We start from the raw sequence: 22,288 nt of genomic DNA on the forward strand, positions 1-22,288 counted from the left end.
TGGGTAAAACTTTATCTATTTCCAGCCAATCTAATTTGAGATCTTCTTTTAAAATGATCAAACAAAACTTCAAACCATAATGAATTGCCGTAATCATTAGGGTTTACATAATCTGAAGCTAACATATCCACCAATAAATTATTATGGTCTTTTAATTTTTTTTCCATGCCTTCCATGGTGTCCAAATACGCCCATTTATTTTTATTGATCTCCTTCTCAGACTCTTTAATATAATCTAAGTAAGTAAGCCCTAGTTCATTTTTATTTTTACTATTGGAAATGGGATTTGGAGACATAATTAAAATTTTTGCATTAGGAAGGCTTTTCTGCAGGATGGACATAATATTTTTCAAATCTTCATTTGTTTGTTTAATACTTATTGATTTTACATGATTGATAATCAAAGAATTCTCAAAAATAACCAGGTCTGGATTATCATTAATCACTACATCGGTTTTTTTGCTTTTTAATAAGTCAGATGTTGAATAACCTGAATAGCCCCGTTTATTTATCTTTAATGATTCCAGATCGGGAGAATAAAATCGTAAATTTTTCTCCAAGAGTGCCGGCCATGCCTTAGATGAATCACTCGCACCCGTACCGACCGTACCATTGCTCCCTAAAACTGTAACAACAACCTTTTCTTGAGTTAAGGCCCTGTATTTTAAAAAATCCATTAATGATTGAGGCTTGTTTTTGCTGGGTGTTAATCTATTAATTAAAGCCTCCCTTTGCTCTTGTTCTTTTTTAAGGTTTTTTTCAGCAGCTATTTTCACCTCCATAGCAGCTGATTCATTTATTTTTTTCCAGTGGAGATGTCCGAAAATTAAGATAACTAAACAAATTCCCCCACATAATAGAACAATATATTTATTCATTTTTACCTCCATCTCTTGATTAACTTCTATATCTATACTTTAGGTTTTATTTGCGATCCGAATTCTGGTTTTGCCATTTAATAAATTCAATCAACGTTTTGTATTGTTGAATCTGTTCCTTGTCAAGTCCTAATTCTTTTAGTTCATTTACAAAGTCGACCCACTCTTTTTCAATGTAAAGATTTGTTTCTAGGTCAGTTTCAGCTTTCAATAATGTAACGAGATCAATCTCTAATACAGCTGCAATCCTTATCATGACCTGGAGGGAGGGATTCTTGTTAAGTCCCCTCTCAATATTACTTAGGTATGATTTTGATACTTTCGCCATTTTTGCAAGCTCCGATAAGCTATACCCTCTTTTTTTTCGAATTTCAGCTATTTTTTTTCCGATCATTGGTTTACCTCTTTATCCTATTTTGCCGTAACAATTCGACCTAACACGTCATTCCCCCTCTAACTGTTTTGATTGAAGGCATTTCTTGTGTTGATTTGATTATTTTTCTAAATTGTATCCTTGAATGATAAATTAGATCCTGAGGGTAAACATTTCTCTTTATGAAAAATCTAAAATGAATTTTTTTCTCATTGGTCTTGAGGATATTTCTACATTGTTAGGCAACGATTTAAGTGGAGTTGCTTCCGTACCAATCTGTTAATGTGTTCACTTCCAACTTTTTTGCGCAGAAATAATTTGCTTCTTAATTTCTTCTATTAAAACCAAAACCTTGATGTTTTCTACTTCATTTCCTCGTTTATAGGCATCGGACAAAATGCATTTAAATGTTTCTTGGTTTAGTTGATCTTCATCCAAATTCTTTCACCAGGCCTTCTTTTCGTTTGTTGACAAAAAAATCCTCGTTCTTCGTTTTACGATGATCTTCATCTTGGATATAACCATCAGGGTTATTAAACTGCCATCTCCATGAATCTTCACACATTTCTTCGATTCCCTTCTCTGCGTTCCAACCAAGTTCTTGCCGGGCTTTTTCTGGATCGGCAAAACAAATCGCTGCATCACCATTCCGTGGACTGGTAATTTCATAGGGAATTTTAAGCCCCGTAACGGATTCGAAGGCGGACACTAATTCCAGCACACTATGGCCTTGGCCTGTTCCTAGGTTATAAGCATTTATACCTGATGAATGACAAGTTTTTTCAAGTGCCAGAAGATGGCCAATCGCCAGATCAACGACATGGATATAATCTCTTACTCCGGTGCCATCGACAGTTTGATATTGATCTCCGAAAACCTTAAGCAGAGGCAGCTTCCCTGCCGCAACTTTCGTAATGTATGGCATCAGGTTGTTTGGGATGCCATTTGGGTCTTCTCCTAACCGGCCGCTTGAATGGGCACCAATCGGGTTAAAATATCTTAATAAAGCAATACTCCATTCCGGATCTGATGCATATAGATCATGCAGCAACTCTTCAATTACCAGCTTTGTCCTTCCATATGGATTCAGTGCTTTTAAAGGGGAATTTTCTGCTATCGGTACTTTTTTCGGATGACCATACACAGTTGCTGATGAACTGAACACTAAGTTTTTTACCTTGTATTTTTGCATCAGCTGACAAAGGATGATGGTACTCATTAGATTATTTTTATAATACAAAAGAGGATTATTGACCGATTCCCTTACAGACTTAAGCCCTGCAAAGTGAATCACTGCATCTATGTCATTTTCCGAAAAGACCTGTTCAAGTTGATCTTCTTCCAACATATCTACTTGATAAAACTTAAAACTCCGTCCGGTTAGTTCCCTTACCCGATCCAGAGATTCCGGCTGGCTATTCAAAAAATTATCGATAACAATCAGTTCATAGCCATTTTGTATAAGTTCTACACAGGTATGACTCCCAATAAATCCCGCTCCTCCAGTAACCAGTATCACCAAAAAAATACCTCCATTATAAAAAAAATAGGAAGTGCTTTGTCAATTCTATATTTTGTTAAATCTATACAGACATTAAGCGTTGAGGAACCACCCTGTTGTTTGCCAGATCCAACAGCCTCTTCCGTAATACTTCTTTGTCTAAATTTAAATAGGTTGATATAAGCTCTTCAATTTCATCCGAATAAATTTGCCTGGCTTGCCCTATGTAAATATTTGAGAAGATTTGCTCGTGATGAATCTCGTCATGATTCAACAGTTCTTCAAAAAGCTTTTCTCCAGGCCGTACCCCGGTAAATTTTATGCCAATTTCTTCTACGGTCTGCCCTGAAAGTTTTATTAAATTTTCTGCTAAATCGACAATTTTCACAGGTTCCCCCATGTCCAACACGAAAATTTCCCCTCCCTGGGCAAGTGCCCCTGCCTGGATAACCAGTCTGGATGCTTCTGGTATGGTCATAAAGTAACGGATCATGTCAGGATGGGTAACTGTTACCGGGCCTCCTTTCTCTATTTGCTTTTTAAATAACGGGATGACGCTGCCCCGGCTTCCTAATACATTTCCAAAGCGGACGGCGACAAATTTCGTTTCGCTTTCCATATTTATTTGCTGTATGGCCATTTCTGCCAGCCTCTTTGTTGCACCCATCACACTTGTAGGATTGACCGCTTTATCGCTTGAAATCATAACGAATGTTTGTACGTTATAGGTTCTTGCTGCATTCGCTGCGTTCATTGTGCCAATGATATTATTTTTCACAGCCTCTTCTGGATTATGTTCCATCAATGGTACATGCTTATGGGCAGCAGCATGGTATACAACATGTGGTTTATAGGTTTCCATCACTGTCATCATTTTTCCATAATCCTGTAGATCAGCAATTTCTGGAAGAATTTCAATTTCCTTATATTTAAGAATTGCTTTTAATTCCATCTCAATGTTGTAAATACTATTTTCGCCATGGCCAAGGAGAATGAGCTTCTTAGGTTTAAAATTGGCGACTTGCCGGCAAATTTCGGATCCAATTGAACCCCCGGCGCCTGTCACTAAGACAACTTTATCCGTAACATACTCTGAGATTTTTTCAATGTCCAATTCAACGGGCTCTCTGCCCAGTAAATCTTCCACTTTTACATCCCGCAATTTATTAACTGAAATTTTTCCCGTCAGCAAGTCCTCCAGCATAGGCAATATTTGTGTTTTTACTCCCGTTTTGGCACATTCTTGGAAGATTGTATTTAATTCCCGCCTTTGTAATGAAGGGATGGCTATAATGATATGTTCAATACCCATTTTTCGGACAACTTCCAATATTTTAGAAACACCTCCAACTACCGGTATCCCCAAAATATCCAAATTTTGCTTCTTGATATTGTCATCGATAAAAGCGGTAGGCATCAATTCGGACTCATTTCTTTTTAGCAGTTGTCTGGCGACCATTGTACCTGCCGCTCCGGCTCCCACAATCAACGTCCGTTTTTTGTTCGTTTTTTTCGTTAGATACTGATCACGGTAAATTCTCCAGCAAAATCTTGAACCGCCTATCAGGAGCATATTCAATAACCACGTTACAGTAAGAAGGCGAGAAAATACTTCACCAAAAACAATTTTCTGCACAAGAACTGTGGTTAAAATAGTTGCTGTGACAGTCTTGAATATGATGATTAATTCCCCAATGCTGGCATATTCCCATGATTTTCTGTATAGATGAAATTGAAAAGAAAAAAGACAAAAACTAAGTAATATTACAATACAACTGGTGATAACAGGAATAGTCACTACATAAAAGCTAGAGTCGACAAGGAAACGGCTGAAATATATGGCCGTAAATACAATACAAGTATCAATTAATAGGAATAATGATAATCTTTGCCTATAAGTCATCTACCTCCATCCCTTCTTATTCTAAAATAGTTGTATTTTGCTTATTTCTTAAGATGTCTTTTCGCCTTTTAATTGCACGGTTCAACATCCTTTCAAATTCTTCGAGTTGTTTAGTAGTGGCCTCTTGTTTAATATACCTGATGGATTTTGTAATACTTTTAGGACATTGATTCTTCATCTTACAGCTCCTTTTCTAAGTAAAATAAAATACTAAATTATGAGGTCTCTCTAGCAGAAACAGCATAATTTAATATTTTATTTTAATAATGGGGCATCTAACCCCTCCTCACATCACACTCTTGACGACTGGCGTCTAAGGTTTTTTCAACCCACAGCATGATCGAGTGCCTCCTTTGATAACGGTAAGGAGACATCACCGCATTATTATCTCTCTTTAGAACAAACTTGTTCTCGAACAAGAACAACATTCCAAAAAAATATACCCTGCTACTAAAAATTTTACAGATTTGATCTTTTTTGAATGTAATAATCACGTCTGTGTTATTCTTAATCAAGAACGTTTCATGTTTAAAAAGGTTTGAAAAGGGAATCAAATTAACAAATAGGTTGTTTTAGATAATGGTTGATAATTACATATTAGTTCTATATAAAGAACATGTCAACAGATTTGGTTTTTTTTTTCAAGAATCTACATTTTTTGTTTCACAGAAGTTTTTTTTTGTTGGGCAGTGAAAATTTCATAAAAACAAGAATGACATTCCTTTAATCGTGGAATTAGAAAGTTTCTACACTCGACCAAATTCCAGAAAAAAGGAGTTGTCTAAGTTCATGGTCACTTTCTATTGGGCAACCCCCAGTCAATCCACTTGTTTCCATCATGCTTGGAATCTTGGGTCTACCGGACGAAAGACAATTACACAGATCCGGACCCATTCCGGGAAGGACCGTGACCTCAGTTGTATGACCTGTGAGCACACCGGGTTCATCGCAGTAAGAAGAACCACTTGATCTGTTCCATCCGACGCGCCTGCCAAAAGGAGGTAGACGACAGGTCGATCATCTTTCTGATAGTCAATGATTCGGGTTGCCAAAAGGAGCGTTCCACCAAAACAATGGAAGCGTTGGATTTCTACTTCTCCCAAACCGAAGGAAAAAGGGTCTGGTCGTATTGTCTCATTACAGCATCTGTTATGGCTAAAGGCTATTAGTTTACCTGGGATTTCCGTCCCTAATTTAGTGGGGTTTACCATGAACTTGGGATTCATATAAAAGCAAGAATACCCTTACAAGGGAGATGGTTCAACCATTCCCTGCCAGATCTATATCCTTATGGACAGCTGGTACACAAGCAGGAAACTGGTGAATCCTTGTAACGCCTAGGGCTTCCCTGTAATTGGAACTGTTAAATCCAACCGCAAGATCAATTTGATTGGAATTTAGATGACTTCCCGGACATTCACTTCTTTACGATGCAACTTATTTTCCCCGGTTCTTCTGCAATTGAGAAATTTCTTCCTTGTGGGTAATTCCTTCCTTGGACGGTGTCTCCAGTATAAAGGGTATGTTTATTAAAACTTCTGAATTTAATAGGGAAGAGAATTGTTCCTCGTTGATATAACCTCCCTTAAAAATATTCGCATGGCGGTCGATTCCAAGGCCTGTCTGGTATTTACAGTTATTGAAATGAATCGCGTATAAGTGCTCGAAATAATTCAGACCAACACCCTTATCAACTACTTCATCCCAGTTATCGCCATTCCAGAGCCCGCTCGCGAAGGCATGGCAGGTATCTAAACAGAATCCTATTTTTTCGGGTTCAACACAAAGATTGCGAACCTGGACAAGCTCCTCAAGAGTTGTTCCTATTGTCCCCGGTTTTCCCGCATTGTTTTCCAAAAGAATTTTACACATTCCATCCCAATGTTCCAGGACTGAGTTAAGCATTTCAATCATTAACCGATAGCTGGCCAAGGGATCGCTTTCGCTGATCTGGCTGCCAAAATGCACGACAACTCCAGTGGCCCCGCAAGCTTCGGATATCTCTAAATCTTTAATGAGTGATGAGATTACTGCCTCCTTTTTACCCGCAGAAGGTGTCAGGCTTGTTGGATAGGGCGTATGGGCAATTGAAATCATGTTATGCTCCTTGCAAAACTCTTTGCAGTGCTCAGCATCGATTTTATCGAATTCCTTGACTGTCAGGCTCCTTGGATTTTTTGGAAAAAATTGATAGGCTGCTGCGTTCATTGACGCAGCACGTTTGGCAGCTCCCAGATATCCTTCCCTTATACTGACATGGCTACCGAATTTCATGATATCTCCGTCCTGTTCATTCTGGATATTTCATTCTATTTTTGGCAAGATCCGCAATAAAACACTTTACGGGAAGAAACGATTTCCTTAATGATAACAGCACCACAACGGCTGCACTTTTCCCCTTCCCTGTCATACACTTTGCACAATGCATCAGAACCGCCAGTTATTGAGTCTCCTTTATAGACAGGATTCTCCATGTACCCTCCATGTTTAATGGCTTGTTGCAGAATGAACCGTATGGAATGATAAAGCTGGGTTATTTCGGGTTGTGCCAGATCATTCATATCCCTAGTCGGCAATACCTTAGCGTGAAAGCAAATTTCATCGCTGTAGCAATTGCCAATTCCAGAAATGAATTGTTGATCAACAAGCTTCATCTTTAGCCGGCCTCTTTTACCGGCGGTCATTTTTAAAAACATATCTAACGTGAAGTCGCCATTCAATGGCTCTGGCCCTAAATCTGACAGCTGTTGTCTTGCCGAATCTCCATCATATAAATGCAAATACCCAAGACGCAAACCAATGAAGTAAAGGTGGTGGTCGCCGAAGCACAATTGGACTTTAATGGTCCTTTCTGGCTTATCCTCTTCCCTTCCAAAATATATCCAGCCGCCGAGCATTAAATGCAATAGAAGGACCCTGCCGTTTTGCAGATGGAACAATAGATGTTTTGCCCTTCTTTCAATACGGGCAACCGTTTGGTTCATAACCTTGTCGCAGAATAGTAGAATGCTGACATTGATGGATTTTTCACGATTTATATGTACTCCTGTAATTACGCGGCCTGTTATTTTTTCAGAAAGCAACAACCTGTAATTTTCCATTTCGGGAAGCTCTGGCATTCATTCATCCTCCAAAAGTAAAATCAAGATGTATTGAATGTAGTTACTATTTCCTGAAGAAGCCTCTGGGATACGAAGAATTTGCCTCACTGGCTGTAGCTAAAAGATGCAATTAATAAAAAAACAGCTTTACCATAAAAAGTAAAGCTGGGATTTGATTCTGGACTTTATTTACTTTTCAAGGAGCCCTTCAGACCGCAAAAATTCCTTGGCCACTGCTGCCGGGCTTTTCCCATTTACGTTTACTTGATAGTTCATTTCACGCATCTGGTCATCCGTAATTTTCCCGGCAAGTTTGTTTAACGGCTTTTTCAGTTCCGGATAAGTTTTCAGCGTTTCCTTCCTTAGCAGCGGTGCCCCTTGATATGGAGGGAATAAATGCTTATCATCTTCCAGTACCGTAAGTTTGTATTGCCTTAATTCACTGTCGGTTGAATAGGCGTCCACGAGATTTATGTCGCCAGACTCAATGGCCTGATAGCGAAGCTTTGGCTCCATTGTTTTTACATTGCTAAAAGTCAGTCCATAGAGCTTTTGGATTCCCCGATAACCATCCTCCCGGTCGGAAAATTCCAGAGTGAAGCCAGCTTTCAATTGCGTGCGGACCTTGCCAAGGTCGGATATCGTTTCAAGCTGATTTTCCTCTGCCATAGCCTGTGGTACGGCAAGCGCATAGGTATTGTTATACTCCGTTGGTTCCAGGAGTTCCAAATTGAATGTGTCAAGCATGCCTTCTCTTGCCTGTTTATAGACTTCGTTTCTGTCCGTACTGTCTGCGGTTTCCTTGAGGAATTCGGAAATGGCTGTGCCCGTAAATTCTGGATAAATGTCTATTTCTCCTGATCTCAAGGCATTAAATACGAAAGAAGTTTTGCCTAATCCTGGCTTTAACTCAACATGTAAATCGGTGTTTTCCTCAATAAGCAGCTTATACATGTTTATTAATATTTCTGGCTCAGAACCAAGTTTTCCCGCGATTATAATGTTCCTTTCTTTCCCGGCAGAAAGCAGCGGCAGAAAGATGATCAATAATCCGGCTACAGATAGGGAGCCAAAAGTAATCATCGCTTTTTTAAAGGACATACGCTCGAATTGACGGAGCAATATATCAAATAGGATTGCCAAAAGGGCTGCAGGTATAGCGCCAAGAACGATAAGAGATGTGTTATTCCTGTCAATGCCCAGCAATATTAAATCTCCAAGACCTCCTGCACCAATGAGGGCAGCCAGTGTTGCGGTACCAACGATTAACACCATCGCCGTCCGGATCCCTGCCATGATTACAGGAAGGGCAAGAGGAAGTTCCACCTTCATTAACAGCCTGCTACGGTTCATCCCCATTGCCCTTCCCGCTTCAATTAAGGAAGGATCCACTTCGTTGATGCCTGTATATGTATTTCTCAGGATTGGCAATAAAGCATAAATAACAAGAGCGATAATGGCAGGTATCGCACCAATGCCGAATAGCGGAATAAGAAGACCTAAAAGCGCCAGTGAAGGAATAGTCTGCAGAACCGCAGTTACGCCGATAATCCCTTCTGCCGCCCGTTTATGCCTGGTCAAATAAATTCCGAGCGGGATGGCAATAATGACTGCCAAAAAGAGTGCAATGAATGATATTTGAATATGTTCGAGAACGGCTCCGGCTAGTTCTGCCTTTCTTTCACTAAATACATGAGAAAAATTAGCCATGTTGCTTCCCTCTTTCCCGCGAACGTTCAGCCAGATACTGAATAACGGATTGCCTGCTTATTACTCCGATTATTTGCCCTTCTTTTTCTACAGCCAATACATCGTGTTGCGAGAGGACTTTAAGCGCTTGTTCTACTGTTGAAGATGCTGGGATTGCAGCCTTGGGATTCACAGAAACGGATTCTTCGGGTATTTGCATCAATGCTTTTTCAACAAAGTCATCCAGCAAAAGGCCGGGTTTTTGGTCACCGATAAATTCTTTGACAAAGTTGTTTGCGGGTTTCAAAGTGATTTCTTCAGGTGTACCAATTTGGACAATCTCCCCATCCTGCATCACACAAATCCGATCCCCCAGCTTCAACGCTTCCTGGATGTCATGCGTCACAAATACGATCGTTTTCTTTATCCGTTCTTTAAGCTGAAGCAAATCATCCTGCAGTTTTTCCCTGCTTATCGGATCAAGTGCGCTAAAGGGCTCATCCATCAAGATTATTTGGGGATCTGCAGCGAGTGCGCGTATAACTCCTATGCGCTGTTGTTGTCCACCGGACAGTTCCTTTGGTTTCCTGTCCCGGTAAGTATCCGGCTCAAGTCCGACCAATTCAAGGAGCTCATCAACTCGTTTACGGATCGTATCCTTGCTCCATTTTCTTAACTCAGGAACAACAGCGATGTTTTCTTCAATGCTCATATGAGGAAAAAGAGCGATTTGCTGCAGGACGTAGCCGATGTTCCATCTTAGTTCATGAATATCATACTCACTGATTTTCTTTCCATCGATGTAAATATAGCCAGTCGTCAACTCATGCAACCGGTTGATCAGTTTTAATGTAGTTGTTTTTCCGCACCCACTAGGACCAATAAGCACGAAAAACTCCCCTTCTTTGATATCAAAATTAAGGGATTTCACGGCATGGGTGCCAGCTGGATATTGCTTCGATACGTTTTCGAATCTGATCATGTTTCGTCCCCTTATTGTTATTGTCTATAATTAAAACATTCTTTTACCTATTTTCCTAATAATATACTATTGGGAATTAGGGACGACAAAGCCTGTTTCCCAATGAATACAGGAAACAGGCTTGTTAGTTTTGATCAATTTTGCGTCATCCGGAAATTACTCCACTTCAATCGGAACAATTTTCCCTTTCTCGACAGCACCGACAATTAAATCCGATTGAAAGCCTCCGTCTTCCTCTATGCCAGGAATCACATATACCTTTTTCTCTTCAGGAATATTCTTTAATCCTTCATCCATTGCTTCGCGGATTTTCTTAGGGTCATCTACAGATCCTGCCGCTTTCATGGCTTCTACGAAAGCATTCATGGCCATGTAGTTCAATCCTGCCTCGGACCCTGGGTCTTCATTATGCTCTGCTTTATAGTTCTTAACGAATTGGTCTGTTCCTGGATTCTGGGTATCGACCAATGGCAAAACACCAATTGAGCCTTCAAGAGCTTCATATGTGCCTGTGACTTTTTTCATTTCATCCAGCTTTGCCTGGTCCATGATGATAAAGCCGCCTTTGAAGCCCAGTTCCCTTGCTTGCTTAGCCACTTTGGCAGTCGGTTCGGATGCACCGCCGATGAAAAGGACATCCGGCTTCTTTTTCAATGCATTGGTTACGATCGTAAAGAAGTCAGTGTCTTTTGTGAAGTCGATAGCCGAGTTATAAACGACCTGTCCGCCTGCTTTTTCCCAATGAGGAAGAAGCTTTTCTGTCCAGTCCTTGCCGTACTGGGAAGCGGTTGGAAGAGCTGCAATTTTCTTGCCGAATCTCTCCATTGTATACTCACTGAATGGTTCGATATAGCCATCATAGCGAGGCGGGATCCGGACTGTCAGTTTGTTCCCGGATTCTGTCACTTTCGGTTCGCTTGTATAAGCTCCGACGATAAAATTGTCTTGTTGATTAAATACCTGCAAAGCAAGCACTCCGCCGCTGTGAGGAGTAAAGATGATAGGCGTCTTATGCTCCTGAATCAGCCTTTTCGCGTTGGCACCTGTTTCATTTGGCAAATATTTGTCATCTAGGGAAACGACATTGATTTTATACTTCTTGCCTTTCACTTCAAAACCGCCATCTTTGTTAATTTCCTCAGCAGCCATTTTCAACCCGTTTAAGGTACGTTCACCGTAGAACGCTGCCGGTCCGCTTAAAGGTCCGCTAAAACCGACATTTACCGTATTTCCATCTTTGCTGCCCCCGCCGCCGGATGATGAATTGGTAGAGCTCGAGCTATTGCAGGCTGCCAAAGCAAAAACTAAAGTTAACATTAGACTTACCACAAACATTAATTTGACCTTTTTCATACTTTTCCCCCTCTGTTATCTAATTGGCATATTTTCGATTTGAACATAAGATGGTATCGTGCACCACCTCCTTTAATGCGGATGTTTTGTTCCAGTCAGGCTTAAGCCCCAATATACGCCTTGCGCACTTCCTCATTGGCAAACAGCTCATCGGAGCTTCCCTTAACGACAATTGAACCGTTTTCAAAGACATAGCCTTTATTAGCAATTTTTAATGCGGCATTGGCGTTTTGTTCCGCCAATAAAATGGTTGTCCCCTCTTTGTTTATCTGCTGGATTACCTCGAACATCTGTTCAACGATCAATGGGGCCAGGCCGACGGAAGGCTCGTCGAGGAGCATGAGCTTCGGCTTGGACATCAAAGCCCTTCCAATCGCGAGCATTTGCTGCTGCCCTCCACTCAACGACCCAGCGGCATCGTTCCTTTTATCCTTCAATATGGGGAACAACTCATATACATGTTCGATTGATTGTTTGATTTGTTCCTTCTTCCTGCGATGGACATATGCGCCCATCCGCAAATTTTCCTGGACGGACATATCGGAGAATAACTTTCTCCCTTCCGCGCATTGAACAACGCCGGACTGGACGATCCGATCGGGTGACCTGCCTTTTATTGATTGTCCTTCAAATTCGATTTCCCCTTCAAAGGGCTTATTTAGCCCACTTATTGTCCGGAACGTGGTGCTTTTCCCCGCTCCATTCGATCCCAGCAAGACGACTATGTCTCCCTTTTCGACTTCAATATTGACCTGCTGGATGGCGGTATAGCTTCCATATTTTACAGAAATACCGTTTAGCTTAAGCAATGGCACTCCCTCCCAGATACGCCTTAATTACCGCTTCATTGTTTTTTATTTGTTCAGGTGTGCCTTCCGCAATTTTTTCACCGTAATTTAAGACCATGATTTTGTCTGCCAGCTTCATGATCATTGACATTTTATGTTCGATTAGGCAGACTGTAATCCCTTTTTCGGCCATTTTCTGCATAAGGACCGCAAGGCCTTCGGTTTCGTCTGGATTCACGCCTGCTGCGGGTTCATCGAGGAACACGATTTCAGGGTCCGTGGCCAGTGCCAGGGCAAAGGCGACCCTTTTTTTCTCTTCCTGGGAGATACCGGCTGCCTGTTTATGTGCCACATGGGTCAGGCCGACAAAGTCCAGCACCTCGATTGCCTTATCCTTGCATTGCTTTTCCTCTGCCTTCAACCGCTTGGTCCTGAGTATTGCGTCAAGAAGATTGGATTTTGTCCGAAGGCGGTGGCCGACGATGACATTGTCCAAAACGGTTGATTGTTCAAATAGATTCGTTGTTTGAAAGGTTCTGGCGACCCCAAGCTCAGCAATCTTGTTGGAAGGAAGCGTGGTTATATCCTTCCCTTTGAAAATTACTTGTCCGGAAGTGGGTCGGTGAAACCCGCTGATTAAGTTAAAAAAGGTTGATTTTCCGGCTCCATTCGGTCCAATGATCGCATTAATCTTCCCTTCCTCGATGGAAAAGTCAACGGAATTTACCGCCCGCAAGCCGCCGAATTGTTTTGTCAGGTTTTTTGTTTCCAAAAACATCTGTTTACCCCTCCTTCACCTGTTTTTCCGGTTTCACCAATGAATTGACCGATAATTTCCTGTTCTTTTTCTCCTGATATTTATGTCGCCAATCCACTACTCCGCCAACAATTCCCCTTGGGTAGAAGATGATTAACAGGGTCAATACCGGCCCGAAGATCAACATCCGGTAGTCTTGCAGAAATTGAAGCTGCTGGGAAACCCACACAATGATGATCGTACCGACAATCGGTCCTGATAGGGTTCCAATCCCGCCGACAAGCAGGTAAGTCAACAAATCAAACGTGATTGCAGTCGAACCAATGTCCGGGCCGATGAATCGTACAAACGATGCATAAAGCGCACCCGCCAACCCGGCAAAAAACGTTGAAAGCACAAATACGGTCAACTTGTTTTTCATTGTAGAAATCCCAATGGTCTGGGCAAGGTCTTCACTGTTTCTGATCGCAAGATATGTCCTTCCATTCAAGGAATGAACAATGCGGTAAACTACTAAAATGACAAGTAGCAAAATGGTCAAGACCAGGTAATATATTGAAAGAGCATTATCAAAGGCAATCGGGCCAATGTTCGAAGGGGCAGGTATTCCGATTAATCCCCTCACACCTTCTGTCAAGCTCTCCCATTTATCAATCACAAGATAAATAATGTAGCCGACACATAATGTATAGATGGCGAAAAAATGCTCTTTGGTCCGCAATGCGATCAATCCGACGAAGAGACCAACTACACTGGTAATAAGGCAAGCGAGCACGAACGCGAGCCAGAAGTTCATTTGAGCCTTAACTGTCAATAAGCCGAGCGAATATGCCCCGATGGCAAAGAATCCTGCATGGGCAAGGGATAGATAGCCTGTATATCCTGCGAGTAAATTCAAACCATAAACCCCTATCATCCAGATAAACGAGAGTGTCATGATATGTAAAAAGTACTCGTTTTGTGTGATAAAAGGAAAGGCCACGGAAAATAAAACAAGCAGGGCAATTACATTTCTTTGATTGAAAAAGGCTGCCATTTACCTTCCCTCCTTTGCAAACAGCCCTGTAGGCTTAACAGACAGGATTATGACCAACAGGACGAACGCGATGATGTCTTTGTAATCATTTGAAACATATGTAGCACCTAAACTTTCGCTAAAGCCAAGAATATATCCGCCAACGATTGCTCCAGGGATGCTTCCCATCCCTCCGAGGATAATAATGACAAAGGCTTTTAGTATGACCAAATGGCCCATTCCCGGAAATACGAGATTGATAGGAGCTGCGAGCGAGCAGGCGATTGCAGCCAATGCACCGGAAATCATAAATGTGAGCATCGCAACTTTGTTCGTATTTATCCCGACCAGGTTTGCTCCTTCCCGGTTCTGTGCCATGGCAATGATGGTTGAGCCTATGAATGTTTTCTTTAGGAAGAGGTATAACAAAATCATGACGGCTATGGCGGAAACGATGATCAATAATCTTTGCGAAGTGAAGGTGATGCCAAAAAGGTTTATCACTTTATCGTAAGGAGTTGGCATGGACTGGTAATCTGCGCCCCATACGAACTGGGCAAAAGCTTCCAAAAATAAAAGGATACCGATTGCAGCAATTTTGTCATGGATGGGAGGCGCGTGCCTCAGCGGGTGGAAAACAAGTCTTTCCAGCAATACCCCTGTCAATCCGACTACGAGGATCGAAACGAAAATAGCCAGCCAATAATGAAGCCCGGCTGAAGTCATCATTGTTAAGGTGATGTACCCGCCTAACATATATAAGGCACCGTGGGCGAAATTTGGAATATGCAGGATTCCATAGACCAGCGTTAACCCCAAAGCAACAAGGCTGTAAACGCTTCCAATCGTCAGGCCGTTAAATAACTGTTGGATTAATATTTCCAATTTGTATCCCCCTTTGACCAAAGATAATTTTATTGATATAACATGCTGGTTTTGCGCGGCGATATTCCTGTTTCCCTGCTATTTTACAGGGATGAAGCTTCATTCTTTGAGAATTGCTTTCTTAAAGCCCGGGCTGCATCTTTGATTGCCCGTTTACTGTCATCCAACGGCTCCGTCATGGTCAGGAATCCATGAATCATGCCGGGATAACATACATACATCGTTTCCACGCCTGCTTTTTGAAGTTTTTTCGCATACATTTCCCCACCGTCACATAATGGGTCATATTCTGCTGTCATTATGTAAGCAGGTGGCATTAATCCCGTTTCTGAGTCTGGAATGATCATAGGGGCAGCCAACGGGCTGTGAGTATCTTCAAGGGAATTCAAGTATTGCTCCTGGAACCATTTCATCGTTGATTTGGTCAAATGGTACCCTTCACCGTATTTATCAAAGGAAGGCGTTCGTGCATAGCCGGTCGAAGGGTAAAATAACATTTGATACATGATGGATGGCTCCTTTCGCTGGTTGGCTAAATAACAAACAACGGTTGCAAGGTTGCCGCCTGCGCTGTCTCCTGCTACTGCAATGGCCGATTTGTCAATTCCTAGCTCCCCGGCGTTCCCGGCTGCCCATTTTACAGCAAGGTACGCATCCTCCACAGCATTAGGGAATTTGGCTTCAGGTGCGAGGCTGTAATCTACTGAAAGCACTTTACATCCAGACTCAATAGCTAGGGCGCGGCAAAGGGCATCATGGGTTTCCAGATTGCCGATGACCCAGCCTCCGCCATGGAAATAGATGAGTGCAGGGAGTGTTTCTTCTTCGCTGGGAGTGTAAATTCTGATAGATATATCATTCTTGTATCCTTTTATTGTCCGGTCTTCTGTTTGAAAAATCTCTTGGGGATTATTTAAATAGCTGCACATTTTCGCATAGGCTGCGCGTGCCTCAGAAACGGTCAGTTGCTCAAGAGGCGGAGCTGAATTTGCAGCGAAGATATCGAGCAATGCACGGGCTTGGGGGTGCAAAGCCATAATTGTCATCCTCCTTCAAATCGTTGCTTGTCCTTTATTCAGCTGGGTTGTGAGGGAGAAGCGAAGGCCGTTCTTCCTCACAAGCAGCCAATTGGTATTTTTAAAAATCGATAACTTTTACCCGCGCTCCAGAATGGTCGCAATCCCCTGTCCCCCGCCGATACAAGCGGTGATCAGGGCGTACCTCCCGCCTGATCGCTTCAATTCATAAACGGCTTTTGTGGCAAGGATAGCTCCGGTAGCGCCGAGGGGGTGTCCGTGCGCGATGGCCCCGCCATTGATGTTCACTTTTTCAAGGTCCATTTCGAGCTCCCTGTTGCAAGCAAGCACTTGTCCGGCAAATGCCTCATTGATTTCAATGACATCCATATCCCCCAATGATAGTCCGGCTTTCTCCAGCACTTTTCTTGTGGAAGGAACAGGGCCAATTCCCATGATATTTGGGTCCACACCGGCTACTGCGTATGAACGGACGGTCGCCAATGGTGTTAGCCCCAGCTCCTCGGCTTTTTCCCTGGACATGATCACCAGGGCGGAGGCAGCGTCGTTTAACCCAGAACTATTGCCTGCTGTCACTGTACCGCCCTTCAGAAAGGCTGGTTGCAGTTTGGAGAGTGCTTCCACTGTCGTTTGAGGCCGGGGATGTTCATCAGTCTTAAAAATGATTGGATCCCCTCTTCTGACAGGGATGCTTATTGGAACGATCTGTTCATCAAAGCGGCCCTCCTCCATTGCCCTTGCCATCCTTTTTTGGCTTTGAAGCGCGAATTCATCTTGTTCATCCCTGCTGATCTGATATTTTTCAACCAGGTTTTCAGCAGTGATGCCCATTGGCGGGTCCCCGATTTCCTTTGGAGAAAGCTGTGATTTCCTAAATTGAGGAGGAGCCGCGCTATATGCCTTTTCTGCGCGTTCGAGCAAGTAAGGCGCTCGGCTCATGCTTTCCGTGCCTCCTGCAATATAAATGTCGCCGTCACCAGCCTTAATGGCCTGTGCCGCTAGGTTGATTGCGTTTAGGCCCGATCCGCATTGCCGATCGACGGTCAACCCGGGCAGGTTTAGTGATAATCCTGTTTGAAGCGCTGTCAATCTTGCAATATTTCCTCCCCCGCTGAGAACATTTCCAAAAATGACGTCATCCACGGTCCCAGGATCGATGTTGGCTCTCTTTACCGCTTCTTTTATCGCTTCGGCGCCGAAAACATGCGCCGGAATGCCTGCAAGTGCACTCCCCTGCCTGCCTATAGCCGTTCTTACAGCTGAAACGATCACTGCGTCTCTTTTCATGTTTTCCCCACTCCTTCATGGATTCTATTTATCTGTTTTACATACTAACTAGTTGGTATGTATCTTTAAGTCGATAGTAAACAATAAATTCAGAATATTCAAGATAATATTTTGTCGTTTTTGCAAAAATATTATCTTTTTGCGTAAAATAATGGAATTATGTTCCTTTTCTCGGAGCCTTATTACTTGTAGTTTCAATTAAAAAAATTGCCAGGAATCAGGACTCTCTCAGAATCTTAAAGGTCCCGATTCCTTTTGCCAGCAATTTGTTGCCGGAATCTGTGATTTGCCCTTCAAGGGTAGCGATTTTATAGCCTAGCTGGAGGATCTTGGCTTCCGCGAATACATCTCCCTCTGTAACACTTGCCAGAAAGTGGGTGTTAAGGCTTATGGTCACGCATTTGGTTTTTGTTACAGAACGAAGCAGCATCCCCTGGATGAAATCCAACATGCTGGCAAGGACTCCACCATGCAGGGTTCCGTTTGCATTTAATAAATTCTCTTTTACTGCCAGCTTGATTTTCACATTATTATCTTGAAATTGTATTATTTCAAGCCCTAAATGGTTATAAAAGGGACTGTTCAGAAAACTATCCTTTACTAGATTAATATCTTCTTTTAACAGCCTGCTCACCCTTTCAAGAAATCTTTTTACTTCAAGTGCAGTTCGTCCCTTAGGTGAAACTAAATTAGATTTCAGCAATATTTTCAATCATGATTGCCATTCCCTGGCCGCCGCCTACGCATAGGGTGGCAATGCCAAGCTGATTGTTTCTGCGTTTCAGCTCATGCAACAGGGTGGTCACGATGCGCGCTCCCGTCGATCCTACTGGATGCCCTAGGGCAATGGCGCCGCCATTTACGTTAACCTTTTCCTGATCTAGGTTTAATTCGCGAATGACCGCAAGAGCCTGGGAGGCAAATGCTTCATTTAATTCAAACAAATCGATATCTTCCAGGGTTTTACCTGTACGTTCCAGCAATTTCTTAACGGCCGGTACCGGACCGATCCCCATGATTTCAGGTGGAACCCCTACTGCCGCCCAGTCTACTATTCTGGCAAGCGGTTCCAAACTCAACTCCTTTGCTTTTGCATGGCTCATTACCACTAGAGCTGATGCTCCGTCGTTGCGTCCGCATGCATTACCGGCTGTAACACTGCCGTCGTTTCGAAATGCCGCTTTCAAAGAAGAAAGTTTTTCAATCGATGTTTCAGGTCGCGGATGTTCATCGGTATCAAATGTAAAAGAATGTTTCTTTTCCGTTATTTCTATCGGGATGATTTCATCTTTAAATTTGCCCTGGGCGATGGCTTTCCCGGCGCGTTGTTGGCTTTCAAGTGCGAAGGCATCCTGGTCTTCACGGGAAATATCATATTTTTCGGCAACATTTTCAGCCGTTATTCCCATTCCTAAATTATCGCCATATATTTCTTTTGGCTGCTGCCCAGCCTCCGTATTAGAATCAACGAGGTGGGCGCGGTCTCCCCCGAAACGAGATTCCCTTAAATAAATCGGAGAGCAGCTCATACTTTCCGTTCCCCCTGCAACGACGATATCTGCCTGACGCGACTGAATTTGCTGTACAGCTGATGCAATGGCCTGCATTCCTGACGCACAAAGTCTGTTCACGGTATAGGCGGGCGTTGTATCCGGGATTCCTGACCGAAGAGCGGCCACCCTTGCCACGTTGGATGATTCAGTGCTTTGCCTTACTTCACCCATAATCACTTCATCTACCTGTTCTGCCTCGATATTCGCCCGTTTAATCGCTTCTTTTATTACATGGCTTGCTAAATGGCCGGAGTTAAGGTTTTTTAATGAACCTCCATACCGGCCTATAGGTGTCCGCACTGCGCTTACAATAACAATTTCATCATTTTTCATGGAATTTGATCCTTTCTGCCTCAGCTGTAATCTTTTTTCAATTGGCCCGCAATGATATTTTTTTGGATCTCCGATGTTCCTTCATAAATTCTCGTAATTCGCGCATCCCTGAAGAATCTTTCAATCGGGTAGTCAGAAATGTAACCGATTCCGCCATGTACCTGCACCGCCTTATCAGCAACACGGTTATAAACTTCCGATCCAAATAGCTTCAACATCGCGGCTTCCTTGATGACCTTCATGTCTTCATCGACCATCCAGGCGACTCTGTACGTAAACGAACGCAAGGCCTCGATATCCATGGCCATTTCCGAAATCATGTGAGCCACTGCCTGATGCTCAATGATCGGTACGTAAAATTGGACCCGTTCCTTCGCATAAGCCATTGATAAATCGAGCAGTTTCTGGCACGAGCCCAAATTGCGGGCGGCCAGCCCGGCCCGGCCGTTCGCCAAAATTTTCAATGCGTTCACATAACCCTGTCCCTCTGTTCCCAGGACATTTTCAGACGGGACTTCACAGTCTTCCATAATCACTTCAGCAGAATGGGAGCCTCTTAACCCCATCTTTTTCTCCACTGCTCCTACCTTGAATCCGGGAAAATCTTTTTCTACAATAAATGATGTGATCCCTTTGGCGCCTTTTGAAGCATCCGTCACGGCCATAACGGTAAAGATGTCTGCTTCCGTGGCATTGGTAATATAGTGCTTGGTTCCATTAAGAATATATTTATCGCCTTTTTTTACGGCTGTCGTCTTTAAATTGGTTGCATTTGAACCTGCACTTGGCTCTGTCAGGGCAAAAGCGCCAATTTTTTCCCCACTAGCCATACTTGGCAGATATTTTTGCTTTTGCCCTTCATTGCCCATCTCGACAATGCCGACGGTGCCTATGCCGGTATGCGCGCCAATTAAGGTGGTGTAGCCGTTATGCGTCGCCCCTATTTCTTCATAAAGAGCGCATTTCCCAACCATCCCAATCCCAAGCCCGCCATATTCTTCCGGTATGCTCAAACCGAAAAGGCCAAGCTCTTTGGACATTTCGATGATTTTCGAAGGTATTGTATTTTCCTCCTCGATTTGCATCGCTACCGCTTCCACTTCTGTTTGTACAAAGTCCCGCACATTTCTTTTTAAAAATTCGATATCTTCGTCAAGACGAAAATTCATTCCGATCCCTCCGGTGTCTATATGCCATAAAAAATAATTGCTTATTGCTTCTTGCTGTCTTGCTACCTTTTTTCGAGTTCTTCTTTTATTAACAACCGTTTCAACAATTTCCCTACTGTATTTCTTGGCAGTGTCTCTTTGACTTCGAAACTTTTTGGTACTTTATATGGAGTTAATTTCGTATAACAATAGCCTCTCAGTTCCTCTAAATCTATCTGTCTTCCATCCTTCGGAACAACATATGCTTTTACTATTTCGCCTTCTTCTTCATGAGGGATGCCTACAACTGCCGCTTCTTTAATATCAGGATGCGAGTATAATACACCCTCCACTTCCTGAGGATAAATATTGAAGCCTCCTACAATAATCATTTCTTTTTTGCGGCCGACGATGTAGAAATATCCTTCATCATCCATCGTGGCAAGGTCGCCTGTATACAGCCAGCCATTTTGCAGGGCCTTCGCGGTTTCGGCTTCGTTGTTCCAATATCCTTTCATGATTTGTGGACCTTTGATCAGTAATTCCCCGACGCTATTTGGTCCAAGCTCATTGTCGTTTTCATCTATGATGATACAATCCGTCTGGGGGACAGGGATCCCGATGCTTCCTATCTTCTTTTTCCCGTAAGCTGGATTGCGGTGGGTCGAGGGTGATGATTCCGAGAGCCCGAAACCCTCAGCTATCCGTGTTCCTGTCAATTCTTCAAATCGCTTAATAATTTCTACCGGCAGTGGGGCAGAGCCGCATGAACACATCTTCAGGCAATCCAGTCCATACTGATCTGCTTTGGGATGATTCACGAAAGCGTTATACATTTTCGGTACACCAGGAAAGAATGTGGGCTTATATGTTTTAATATTTTCCAATACATTTTCAATCTCGAATTTCCTGAACAACAAGAGGTCGGCGCCAATATAAATTCCCAGGTTCATCGCGCTCGTCATTGCATAAACATGATACAAAGGAGTGGCGACTAAAACGGTTTCTTTTCCGGGAACCATCGCCGAACCATACATTTGAAAACTCTGGATCACATTAGAGGTTAAATTAAAGTGAGTCAACATTGCCCCTTTCATTTTTCCAGTCGTTCCGCCGGTATATTGGATGACTGCAACATCTTCACGCGCATTTACCTCTTCAGGATCATCCAGGCGGATTCCTTCTCCAATCAATGTTTCGAGATCAATGAATCCTTTCCCTTCTTCTTCACTCAAATGGGAACCGAGTAAATAGGTAAATGAATGTATGTTTTCCACCTGTTTAATTGCCTGGTATGCAATGGAGTCTCCCACGATGGAACTGATTTGTGAGTCGTTTACAATTTGTAGCAATTCCCTTGTTGTATACATTGGATTTACTTGAACAACGACTAAACCAAGCGCCTGTGCAGCATAATAGGCAACAATGTAGTGGGGATGGTTGGCAAGCATAAGACCGATACGATCGCCTTTTTCAAAACCCATTTCTTTCCATTTTCCTGCCAGGCAGTCCACTTGGTACTTGAGGTCTCTGTATGTGGTCCTTTTGTCTTCAAAAATAATCGCTGTTTTGTCGCCGTATTTTTTGACTGATTGATCCAATAAGGAATAAATTGAGATTTCAGGCAGTTCGAAGAAATCATTTGTTTGATAAAATGTAAACCAAGGACGGTTTGTCAATTGCTGCAAGGTAATCCCTCCTCCTC

General features: G+C 42.8%; 21 protein-coding genes. All 21 read right to left on the minus strand.

Annotated elements, in window-relative coordinates:
- Positions 1-11: 11 nt before the first annotated feature.
- The 21 genes from D0466_RS02185 to D0466_RS02280 all read right to left on the minus strand — a co-directional run bounded on the left by D0466_RS02185 (position 12) and on the right by D0466_RS02280 (position 22,271).
- Entirely contained in the window at positions 12-878 is an 867-nt protein-coding gene (locus D0466_RS02185) for an SGNH/GDSL hydrolase family protein (RefSeq protein ID WP_117320930.1), read from the minus strand.
- Positions 879-924: 46 nt separating this feature from the next.
- Positions 925-1,272, minus strand: coding sequence for a helix-turn-helix domain-containing protein (locus D0466_RS02190; protein ID WP_117320931.1), 348 nt, complete (start codon positions 1,270-1,272; stop codon positions 925-927).
- Between the two features lie 267 nt (positions 1,273-1,539).
- Positions 1,540-1,689 (minus strand): hypothetical protein, encoded by a 150-nt coding sequence (locus D0466_RS22010; RefSeq protein ID WP_158555784.1) that lies wholly within the window; start codon positions 1,687-1,689, stop codon positions 1,540-1,542.
- A complete protein-coding gene (gene galE, locus D0466_RS02195) occupies positions 1,682-2,773 on the minus strand; it encodes a UDP-glucose 4-epimerase GalE (RefSeq protein WP_117320932.1) in 1,092 nt (363 codons plus the stop codon). Before galE ends, D0466_RS22010 begins: the two co-directional genes overlap by 8 nt.
- Positions 2,774-2,834: 61 nt before the next feature.
- The gene (locus D0466_RS02200) at positions 2,835-4,655 is read right to left on the minus strand and encodes a nucleoside-diphosphate sugar epimerase/dehydratase (protein WP_117320933.1); all 1,821 of its coding nucleotides are present in this window, start codon (positions 4,653-4,655) and stop codon (positions 2,835-2,837) included.
- An 836-nt stretch (positions 4,656-5,491) separates the two neighbouring features.
- Positions 5,492-5,881, minus strand: coding sequence for a hypothetical protein (locus tag D0466_RS22740; protein ID WP_233522506.1), 390 nt, complete (start codon positions 5,879-5,881; stop codon positions 5,492-5,494).
- 211 nt (positions 5,882-6,092) lie between these two features.
- Complete coding sequence (locus tag D0466_RS02210; protein WP_117320935.1) at positions 6,093-6,929, minus strand: deoxyribonuclease IV; 837 nt, start codon at positions 6,927-6,929, stop codon at positions 6,093-6,095.
- 35 nt (positions 6,930-6,964) lie between these two features.
- Positions 6,965-7,774, minus strand: a complete 810-nt coding sequence (locus D0466_RS02215; RefSeq protein ID WP_117320936.1) for an Fpg/Nei family DNA glycosylase — start codon at positions 7,772-7,774, stop codon at positions 6,965-6,967.
- Between the two features lie 171 nt (positions 7,775-7,945).
- Positions 7,946-9,466, minus strand: coding sequence for an osmoprotectant update ABC transporter permease/substrate-binding subunit OpuFB (gene opuFB, locus D0466_RS02220; RefSeq protein WP_117320937.1), 1,521 nt, complete (start codon positions 9,464-9,466; stop codon positions 7,946-7,948).
- Complete coding sequence (locus tag D0466_RS02225; protein ID WP_117320938.1) at positions 9,459-10,427, minus strand: ABC transporter ATP-binding protein; 969 nt, start codon at positions 10,425-10,427, stop codon at positions 9,459-9,461. Before D0466_RS02225 ends, opuFB begins: the two co-directional genes overlap by 8 nt.
- 156 nt (positions 10,428-10,583) lie before the next feature.
- Positions 10,584-11,780 (minus strand): ABC transporter substrate-binding protein, encoded by a 1,197-nt coding sequence (locus D0466_RS02230; RefSeq protein ID WP_117320939.1) that lies wholly within the window; start codon positions 11,778-11,780, stop codon positions 10,584-10,586.
- A 101-nt stretch (positions 11,781-11,881) separates the two neighbouring features.
- Positions 11,882-12,589: an ABC transporter ATP-binding protein gene (locus D0466_RS02235; RefSeq protein WP_117320940.1), complete on the minus strand. Its 708-nt coding sequence runs from the start codon at positions 12,587-12,589 to the stop codon at positions 11,882-11,884.
- Positions 12,582-13,346: an ABC transporter ATP-binding protein gene (locus D0466_RS02240; RefSeq protein WP_117320941.1), complete on the minus strand. Its 765-nt coding sequence runs from the start codon at positions 13,344-13,346 to the stop codon at positions 12,582-12,584. Before D0466_RS02240 ends, D0466_RS02235 begins: the two co-directional genes overlap by 8 nt.
- A gap of 4 nt (positions 13,347-13,350) precedes the next feature.
- Entirely contained in the window at positions 13,351-14,361 is a 1,011-nt protein-coding gene (locus D0466_RS02245) for a branched-chain amino acid ABC transporter permease (RefSeq protein WP_117320942.1), read from the minus strand.
- Positions 14,362-15,225 carry a branched-chain amino acid ABC transporter permease gene (locus tag D0466_RS02250; protein WP_117320943.1) on the minus strand — a complete coding sequence of 288 codons (864 nt, stop codon included), beginning with the start codon at positions 15,223-15,225 and terminating at the stop codon, positions 14,362-14,364.
- A gap of 83 nt (positions 15,226-15,308) precedes the next feature.
- A complete protein-coding gene (locus tag D0466_RS02255) occupies positions 15,309-16,262 on the minus strand; it encodes an alpha/beta hydrolase (protein ID WP_158555785.1) in 954 nt (317 codons plus the stop codon).
- 117 nt (positions 16,263-16,379) lie between these two features.
- Complete coding sequence (locus D0466_RS02260) at positions 16,380-17,549, minus strand: thiolase family protein (RefSeq protein ID WP_117320945.1); 1,170 nt, start codon at positions 17,547-17,549, stop codon at positions 16,380-16,382.
- Positions 17,550-17,766: 217 nt separating this feature from the next.
- The gene (locus D0466_RS02265; RefSeq protein ID WP_233522507.1) at positions 17,767-18,252 is read right to left on the minus strand and encodes a PaaI family thioesterase; all 486 of its coding nucleotides are present in this window, start codon (positions 18,250-18,252) and stop codon (positions 17,767-17,769) included.
- On the minus strand, positions 18,239-19,435 hold the full coding sequence (locus tag D0466_RS02270; RefSeq protein ID WP_117320946.1) for a thiolase family protein: 1,197 nt from the start codon (positions 19,433-19,435) through the stop codon (positions 18,239-18,241). Before D0466_RS02270 ends, D0466_RS02265 begins: the two co-directional genes overlap by 14 nt.
- 20 nt (positions 19,436-19,455) lie before the next feature.
- Positions 19,456-20,604 (minus strand): acyl-CoA dehydrogenase family protein, encoded by a 1,149-nt coding sequence (locus tag D0466_RS02275; protein WP_117320947.1) that lies wholly within the window; start codon positions 20,602-20,604, stop codon positions 19,456-19,458.
- A 62-nt stretch (positions 20,605-20,666) separates the two neighbouring features.
- On the minus strand, positions 20,667-22,271 hold the full coding sequence (locus D0466_RS02280) for a long-chain-fatty-acid--CoA ligase (protein ID WP_117320948.1): 1,605 nt from the start codon (positions 22,269-22,271) through the stop codon (positions 20,667-20,669).
- Positions 22,272-22,288: the final 17 nt, after the last annotated feature.

The organism is Peribacillus glennii (genome assembly GCF_003429105.1).
Taxonomy (GTDB): domain Bacteria; phylum Bacillota; class Bacilli; order Bacillales; family DSM-1321; genus Peribacillus; species Peribacillus glennii.